We start from the raw sequence: 7,741 nt of genomic DNA, 5'->3' as shown, positions 1-7,741 counted from the left end.
CACTCTTCGGTTTCGCTTAGAAGCTTTTCTCGGCTCCCTGGCTTCGGCAGGTTGTCAGCTCACGCCTTCCCCACCACGCACCGGTAGCGGACTACGGATTTGCCTATAGCCCCCTTTGCGCTTCTGGCCGGGCTCTTCCATGGCTCCGGTCTGCCTAGCCTAGAGCGTCCCTCCTTCGCACCTAGAGTGGGACTGGAATATTAACCAGTTGCCCGTCGACTACGCCTCTCGGCTTCGCCTTAGGTCCCGCCTAACCCTACGCTGACGACCATCGCGTAGGAAACCTTGGGTTTTCGGCGATGGGGATTCTCACCCCATTTATCGTTACTCATGCCGGCATTCGCACTTCCCTTACCTCCACCACCCCTCACGGTATGGCTTCATCGGCATCGGGAACGCTCCCCTACCACTGCACTTCCGTACAGTCCGCAGCTTCGGTGTCAGGCTTAAGCCCCGATCATTTTCGGCGCAAGGTCACTCGACCAGTGAGCTATTACGCACTCTCTCAAGGGTGGCTGCTTCTAAGCCAACCTCCTGGCTGTCTCGGCAACCTCACATCCTTATCCACTTAGCCTGAACTTCGGGACCTTAGCTGGCGATCTCGGTTGTTCCCGCGCTTGGACATGGATGTTAGCACTCATGCCCTCACTCCCGGACTCCACTTGCATCCCTTCAGAGTTTGACAGGGTTTGGTAGGCTGGTAGGCCCCCTAGCCCAATCAGTGCTTTACAGGCCGCAATCAGCATCCGAGGCTGACCCTAAAGTCATTTCGGGGAGAACTAGCTATCTCCTGGATCGGTTAGCTTTTCACTCCTAATCCCAGCTCATCCGAGGGATTTGCATCTCCAACCGGTTCGGCCCTCCACGCAGTGTCACCCGCGCTTCAGCCTGGCCAGGACTAGCTCTCCAGGTTTCGAGTCTACGCCAACGCACTCCTCGCCCTCTTCGGACTCGCTTTCGCTACGCCTCCGGCTCCCGCCTTAAGCTCGCACGCTAGCGTAAGTCGCCGGCTCATGCTTCAATAGGCACACCGCAACGCCTTCGTCGCGCCGCGATTGCTTGTAAGCACACGGTTTCAGGTTCTATTTCACTCCCCTCCCGGGGTTCTTTTCACCTTTCCCTCACGGTACTGCTTCGCTATCGGTCACCCGGAATATTTAGCCTTACGCGGTGGGCCGCGCAGATTCGCCCAGTTCTCCACGAAAACCAGACTACTCGGGTACGCCCTACTAGTCTCCGCCTTTCGCCTACGGGACTTTCACCCTCTTCGGTCTGCCTTCCCAGACAGCTCGGCTAGGCCTCAACTTCGATCTTGGACGCCCCTCAACCCCAATGTGCACGCACATCGGTTTAGGCTTCTCCCCTTTCGCTCGCCGCTACTCAGAGAATCGCTTTCGCTTTCTTCTCCTGCCGGTACTTAGATGTTTCAGTTCCCGGCGTTCCCCCCGCTCGCGCGGTACCCCCTGTCCCCAGAGGGTGGGTTCCCCCATTCGGATATCTCGGGATCAACGCTCACTACCAGCTCCCCCGAGCTTTTCGCAGGTAATCACGTCCTTCTTCGGTTCGGGTGCCAGGGCATCCACCGTGTGCCCTTCCTATCTTGACCTCTCCTACATCGCATTCGCTACACCTTCGCCCACCTAACCCCAAAGCCTCAAACCGTGGCTCTCACCACAGCCCTAAGCTTCAGCTCCCGTTAGCTGGGCTCGGTGCTCTCGACTCCCTCGCTTTCAAGGTCCTCGCACCGTCCTCAAGACAGCGCAACGAGTAGATTACCCCCCGCCTTAAATATTGTCAAGACCTACCGGGCTTGCCTTGCAAACTCCTGCTGGGGTAATCGTGAGGCATGGGTAAGCGAGGCTTCCTTCGCCGAGAACCAAGCCCCAAAGAGGTCCTAGCTCAGGCCGTGGCCCCACCTAGCCCTCCTCCTCTTCCGCCCCTTCTACGGCCTCCCCTACCGCCAAACCCAAGCCCTGCTACAGGAGCTCCTCCCACCCCTCCCTGGCCCGCTACGCCCTCCACCACCTGGACCAGGCCCTCTTGCAGCACCTGCTCCAACCCCTGGCCCAGGAGGTGGAGGCCCACCTTGCTCCCCAAGACCTCCCTTTACCTGATGGACAGCACGGGGCTGTCCTACGGGAGGAAGGACCAAGCCCTCCGCTACCGCAGGGGGGAGGAGGTGCGGAGGGTGAGGGGGCATAGCCGGCTCCTGGCCCTGGTGCGGTGGGAGCGGGGGAGGAAGCTCCTATGGCCTTGGGGAGGGAGTGTGGACCCGGCCTATGCTCCTGATCCTCCTTTGGGGGGGAGGCCCTGGAGGTGTTCCGTCCCCGGGGAGGTGTACCGGTTACGTGGGGTGGTGGAGGGGGTGTTTGGGGCGATAAAGACGCGGTGGCGTGGGGGGTATGGGCGGGAGCGGATGCCGCGCACGGCCATGCTGCGGGCCTTGTTGGAGCTTGTGGCCTATGGCCTCAGGGTTCTCCCTTCCCTTCTCCCCCCGCCTCCGGGGTACAAGGCCATTTACTAGGCAAGCCTAGGCAGGCTCCTCTCAGGCCAGAGGATGCTCTGGAAGCTCATCCGGGTTCCTCCTGAGCAAGGCTTTGCACCAGTTCCACCAGCAGCCCCACCAATTCACTCAAGCCTGCGTCGAAGGCGGTCAGGCCGTCCGCCGGATGCTCGGCAGCTTGCACAATGCGATGACGCTCGCGCTCAAAGGCCTGTAGCAAGCTGCTCGCGCGCAGGGAAAGCCAGCGCCAAGGATCGAAGGCCCAGGTTTGGGAATGACGCTCTTGCCAGAGGGCTTGGGCTCGAGCCTCCAGCGCCTCGAGCCGTCCAGGAGGGGTACCCACCGCCCTGGCCTCGTACACGAAATAGAGGGTGGCCTCTAGCAGATCGGTGCTGGCTTCAGCGGAGGGGGAAAGGCGCCGAAGCAGGTTAAGGGCGGCCAGGGCCTCGGCCCGGCTACCTTGAACGTGAAACTCCAGCACCTGGCGGTCGCTCTGGCACTTGTAGAGCTGGTAGCGCAGCACCGCGTTTTCCTTCAAGGCCGGGGCTGCGTCGCGGGCGATGCGCTTGTTCTGCTCACGATAGAACTCCAGGTCGGCCAGGAGTTCGGCGAGGCGGGCCTCGAGCCTAGCCTTCTCCTTCCTGAGTTGCTCCAGCTCGTCCGGGATGCGAGGAACCCGGTGGAAGAATCCCACTTCAACCTCCCCTCAGGGCCGTGTAAAAGCGCAGTCCGAAAATCACCGAAGCCATCTGCAACAGCACAGCAAAGCCCACCAGGTACCCGAGGGCTACCCCGTAGAAGAAGCCCATCGCCAGGCTGCCCAGCATCCAGGCCGCGCCATAGGCCGTGTCGAAGAGGCCGTAGGCGGTGCCCCGCTGGGCCTCAGGGGTCAGGGTCGCTACCGCCGAGCGCATCAGGCTCTCCTGCAACCCCATGGCCCCACCCCACAGGATGGCAGCCAGCCCCAACACCTCCAGCCCCTGCCCCAGGAAGAATAGCGGTACGCTGGGCAGGCTCAAAAGCGGCAGTGCCAGAAGCATCCGCAGGCCCCAGCGGTCGTAAAGGTGGCCCACCCCATAGGCCACCAGGGCGTCAGCCCCCATGGCAAGGGCGAAGAGCAGGGGGATGGTAGCAGGGGGAACCCGCTGGGTGACCTCGAGGTGATAGGCGATGAGCTGGAAGTGGGCGAAACCGGCCACGCTCAAAGCAGCAAAGGTCAGGTAGGCGTAGTAAGCGCGAGGGAAGCCTTCCCAGCTCCCTCTCTGAGGTGGGACCTCGGCCTGCTTTAGGCCCCGGGCCCGTACCAGAAAGAGCAGCGCCAGCAGGGCAGGGAGCAGCAGTCCGGCAAAGCCCAACCGGTAGCCGCCCTGAGCCACCAGCCAGGCCACCGCCAGTGGCCCCAGGAAGGCCCCTAGCTGGTCCAGAAGTTCGTGCAGGCCGAAGACCCTGCCATGCCCCACCTCCTTGCCCGCCCGCGAGAGCAGGGCGTCGCGGGCGGGGGTGCGCAGCCCCTTGCCCAGGCGCTCGAGGAAGATGAGCGCCGAGGCGCTCCAGGCCGCTCCCGTCAAGGCCAAAGCCGGCACCGAGAGCAGGTTGAGGGCATAGCCGGCGTACATTAGCGCCCAGTGCCTCCCGGTGCGGTCGGCCAGACGCCCGGCGAACAGGCGCACCAGGTAGCCCAGGAACTCTCCTACCCCGGCCACCGCCCCCACCAGCAACGGGCCGGCGCCCAGCACCGCCAGAAAGGGCCCGCCGATGCTGCGTCCTCCCTCGTAGGTGAAGTCGGCGAAGAGGCTCACCAGGCCGATACCGATGACGAAGCGCATTGCCAGCTGCTGGGTTTCGCTCATGACACCTCCCGTACTACGGGGTAGAGCCACCAGTTCCAGGGAAACCTCTCCCGCAGCATCTGTGGGTTTTGGGGAAGCTGCTGGGGATGCTTCACCCAACCTTGGCCGGCTGGGGTGAGCTGGGTCACCGCACCCCGCAGCACCCCCCCCAGCTCCACCATCCCCGCCGGGCCATGCAACCCTAGCCAGTGCAGGGCGGCCCAGAGGTCATTGGGGCCTACGGTCACCTTGGGAATTTCCGGCGGCCCAGCGGTATCGGAGCGGTGGTGATGAAACATCGGCTACCTCCTGGCAGGCTGCCGAAAGATCTTCCGGTACAGGTCAGGGCCGTAGCTGGTCTGCAAAGGCTCGCCCTCGGCCAAACGGAACGAACGCTTTCCATCCTCGCTGCGCTCAGCCCGCAAAAACAGGGCATTGGGCAGATGTTGCTGATAGAAGCTGTGGCTGAAGTCGTACTGGTGGCTGACGAAAAACACCCGAACCCCCCTTTCCAGAAGGGCCCGCACAACCTGCCGCGCCACCTCCGAGCCCTCCCGCTCGTTGGTGGCAGAAAACGACTCATTGAACAAGACCAGTGCGCCGCGGTGGAGGTGCTCTACCAGCTCGCTCATGCGTTTGAGCTCCTCGTCAAACTTGCCACTGCGCATGCTAGCGTCTTCCTCGCGCTTGAAGTGGGTGAACAAGGATACACAGGGCGTGGCTACGAATTCTTCCGCTGCGACAAACAGCCCGCTTTGCATCATCAGTTGGGCCAAGCCAATGCTGCGCAAAAAGGTGGTTTTTCCGCCCCGGTTGGCGCCGGTGATGATGACCAGGTCTTTGCCATCGGTGCTGAGGGTGTTGCCCACCACCGGCTTCTGCAGGGTGAGGGCCAGGGTGGGCTCATAGAGCTCCCTGAAGGCCTGGCGCTTTTGCCCCAGCGGAACAGGCCGAGGGAAGCAGCGCGGAGCCCCGATTTGCTCCAGGCGCTGGTAGAGGTTGAGGCTACCCACGTAAAAAGCCAGCTCGTTGCGCAGCAGGGTCCAAAAGCCGGTGATGTGGTCGGTGGACTGGGCCAGCGCAGCGGCCACCGAATTGAGGCCGCGGTCCTGCAGCTCTGACAGGGCTCGAGCCCCTCCCTCATCGCGCGGATCAATGGAAAAGCTGTAGGAGCGCGGTTTGGGCGAGCGCCAGCGCTGCCACCAGGACTGCTGAGCATCGTGGGGCCGGCGCAGGATGTAACGAATGCCCTTATTGCCCTGCCCGAGCTGCGCGCTCATGAGCTGCCCACGGGGGAAATGCAGCTCGCGCAGGTGTCCTTCAACCACCGCGAAGTAGTCGTCCGAAAGTTCCTCTTGCAGCATGGCGAAAAGCCGCTTGAAGCCCTCAGAGCGAAATTCCGCCGCATGCCGATCGGCCAGCTTGCGCAGCTTTTTGAGGGCCTCCACAAACATCTGCAGCACCTCGAGGGCCCGGCGCAGGATGGAAGAGGGCGAGTCGCGGAACAAGAACCAGCTCTTCTTCTCGTTCAGCAGGGCTTCAACCGCAAGGCCGTAGATTTCCCGAACAATTGCCGGATGGCTCAGGCAGTCTTGCAAAACCGCCTGGCGGTACAGAATCTCCTGGGGCTCGAGCAGGCTGGCCAGCACCACCTTCTGGGCCACTTCCAGCAGCAGGGGATCCTCGCCGGCCATGGCCTCAAACAACACAGCCAAACCCAGGTCTTCCATCAGCATCTGGGCCTGAGGCGGCAGAGGTTGCTGTAGATCCAGGTTGCGGTCCGAATAGAGCAGGCACACCTTCATGGCTTCACACGCTCCTTGAGCTGGTCGTAGGTTAGGCCGTATTTGCGGGCCAGGGAAAGGGCATAGGCCAGGCCGTCGGCAGGTTTGCGAATCACCCGGTAGGTTCTGCGGTCGGGCTCGTCTGGTACCACCGTGCTGACCATGCTGACGGTTTTTTCCTGGGTGGTTAGCTCGTCAATAAAGGTCACCCAAACGCAGATCAGGTCTTTCTGAATCAGGGCTTGCAGGACTTCCTGGCTTAGAAACAGGGCATCGCTGAAGGTGGTGGAGTTGAAGACCTCGTTCAAGATGACAATGCTGCGAGGGGTGGCCCGCTCCAGGACCCGGTGAATGCGCAGCAGGTCGTCCTCGAGCTTTCCCCGCAGGCTGTGGGGGTCTTCGGCCCGCTCGAAGTGGGTCAGAAGGTGATCAAAGAGGAAAAGCTGGGCCTGCCGACCCGGCACCGGGAGCCCTAAAGCGGCCAGGTAGTGCAGTTGGCCGAACATGCGCGAAAAGGTGGTTTTTCCCCCTTGGTTGGGACCGGTAATGACCAGGATGCGTTCCGAGCCTTGCAGGTAGAAGTCATTGGTGACCACCAGCTGCCCGGCGTTGAGCAGCTTTCGGGCCAGGGCCAGGTCGAACCCCTGCTCCACCCGCAGTTCCTTGCTCTGATCGCTGACCTTGGGATAGCAAAAGGGCAGACCAGCCTGCCGCAGGGGCGCGATGTACTCGAGGTAAGCCAGGTAAAACTGCGCCTGGCGGTCAAATTCACCCAAGGTGGGGTCTAAGTAGTCCTTGCGCTCCCGGTAAAACCGCTCGAGCCAGCCAAAGGTTTCCGGGTACAAGAGCGCGACCAGGCCCAGCACCTGAGCCTCGACATGGTCCATCTCGGGCCAATCCGAGAACTTGACCCGGTATTCCTTTACCGCCCCCTGCTCGAACTTGGCGAAGGTATTCAATACCTCTTGGCCGTAGTCGGCTTCGCCCTGGTACTTGAGCACGGTCACCGTGCTGCCTTGAATCCGCACACAGTACACCACCGTATCCAGGGCGGCTTTTAGTTCCCGGGTTTCCTTTTTCAAGGCCACAAAACGATCCGATGTGATGTACCCCTGCAGATATTCCCGAAATGCCCTCAGCCCCTTAGAGCCCAGGTGGAGGTCGGCCAGCTCTTGGTTTAGGCCATCCGCAGCCTGACAGTACAACCCTACCGCATCCAAAAACCAGCGGGCTTTCTGGTAGGGGTAGTACAGCTTCTCCGCCAGGGCCAGGTATTCCCGCATGGTTTGCAGGGTCTGGGCAAAGGCCCGTATGGGTTTTTCCACCACCGGGTTATCCAAATCCTGCACGATCTCCTGGCGGTACACGATGGCTTCGAATTCGGTTAGGGGGCGGTAAAAAAAACCCTTGATCTGGTAGGATTCGCGACCCTCCACCACTGCATCCACAATTTGGTCCAGGAACAAGTCGCTGAAGCACTCCGGAGCCTCTACCGCCGGATCCAGCAGAGGTACGGGGGCTTCGTGTAACAGGTTGCCAAAGTGTGCGGTGGTCTGCAGCATGGCCTACTCCTTCTAAACCCGCGCCTCCTGGTAGGACTGAACCAGCTCCTCGATCTGACCGGC

The 7,741-nt window shown here is 61.9% G+C and carries 5 protein-coding genes, 1 rRNA gene and 1 pseudogene (1 of these 7 cut by a window edge); 1 reads left to right on the top strand and 6 read right to left on the bottom strand.

All coding sequences use genetic code 11. The features are described from left to right. Nucleotides 1-1,606 (bottom strand): 23S ribosomal RNA (locus B047_RS0105860) (it extends 1,275 nt beyond the left edge of the window). A gap of 498 nt (nucleotides 1,607-2,104) precedes the next feature. Here B047_RS0105860 and B047_RS18105 point away from each other — a divergent pair. Continuing rightward, a pseudogene (locus B047_RS18105) lies at nucleotides 2,105-2,524 on the top strand (hypothetical protein); the annotation flags it as partial. Nucleotides 2,525-2,570: 46 nt separating this feature from the next. Here the strand turns inward: B047_RS18105 and B047_RS0105850 are convergent. From B047_RS0105850 to B047_RS0105830, 5 genes are read right to left on the bottom strand one after another with little or no spacing between them, the layout of a single operon-like run. After that, on the bottom strand, nucleotides 2,571-3,197 hold the full coding sequence (locus B047_RS0105850) for a hypothetical protein (RefSeq protein ID WP_018466027.1): 627 nt from the start codon (nucleotides 3,195-3,197) through the stop codon (nucleotides 2,571-2,573). 1 nt (nucleotide 3,198) lies between these two features. Beyond that, a complete protein-coding gene (locus B047_RS0105845; RefSeq protein ID WP_018466026.1) occupies nucleotides 3,199-4,353 on the bottom strand; it encodes an MFS transporter in 1,155 nt (384 codons plus the stop codon). After that, the gene (locus tag B047_RS0105840) at nucleotides 4,350-4,631 is read right to left on the bottom strand and encodes a hypothetical protein (protein ID WP_018466025.1); all 282 of its coding nucleotides are present in this window, start codon (nucleotides 4,629-4,631) and stop codon (nucleotides 4,350-4,352) included. The genes B047_RS0105845 and B047_RS0105840 overlap by 4 nt, the downstream gene beginning before the upstream one ends. Before the next feature lie 3 nt (nucleotides 4,632-4,634). Next, the gene (locus B047_RS0105835; protein WP_018466024.1) at nucleotides 4,635-6,137 is read right to left on the bottom strand and encodes a MutS-related protein; all 1,503 of its coding nucleotides are present in this window, start codon (nucleotides 6,135-6,137) and stop codon (nucleotides 4,635-4,637) included. Further along, nucleotides 6,134-7,678 carry a MutS-related protein gene (locus B047_RS0105830; RefSeq protein ID WP_018466023.1) on the bottom strand — a complete coding sequence of 515 codons (1,545 nt, stop codon included), beginning with the start codon at nucleotides 7,676-7,678 and terminating at the stop codon, nucleotides 6,134-6,136. The genes B047_RS0105835 and B047_RS0105830 overlap by 4 nt, the downstream gene beginning before the upstream one ends. Nucleotides 7,679-7,741 lie beyond the last annotated feature (63 nt).

The sequence above is a fragment of the Calidithermus timidus DSM 17022 genome (assembly GCF_000373205.1).
Taxonomy (GTDB): domain Bacteria; phylum Deinococcota; class Deinococci; order Deinococcales; family Thermaceae; genus Calidithermus; species Calidithermus timidus.
Note: the sequence above shows the minus strand (reverse complement) of the source record. Positions and strands in the feature narration are given on the sequence as shown.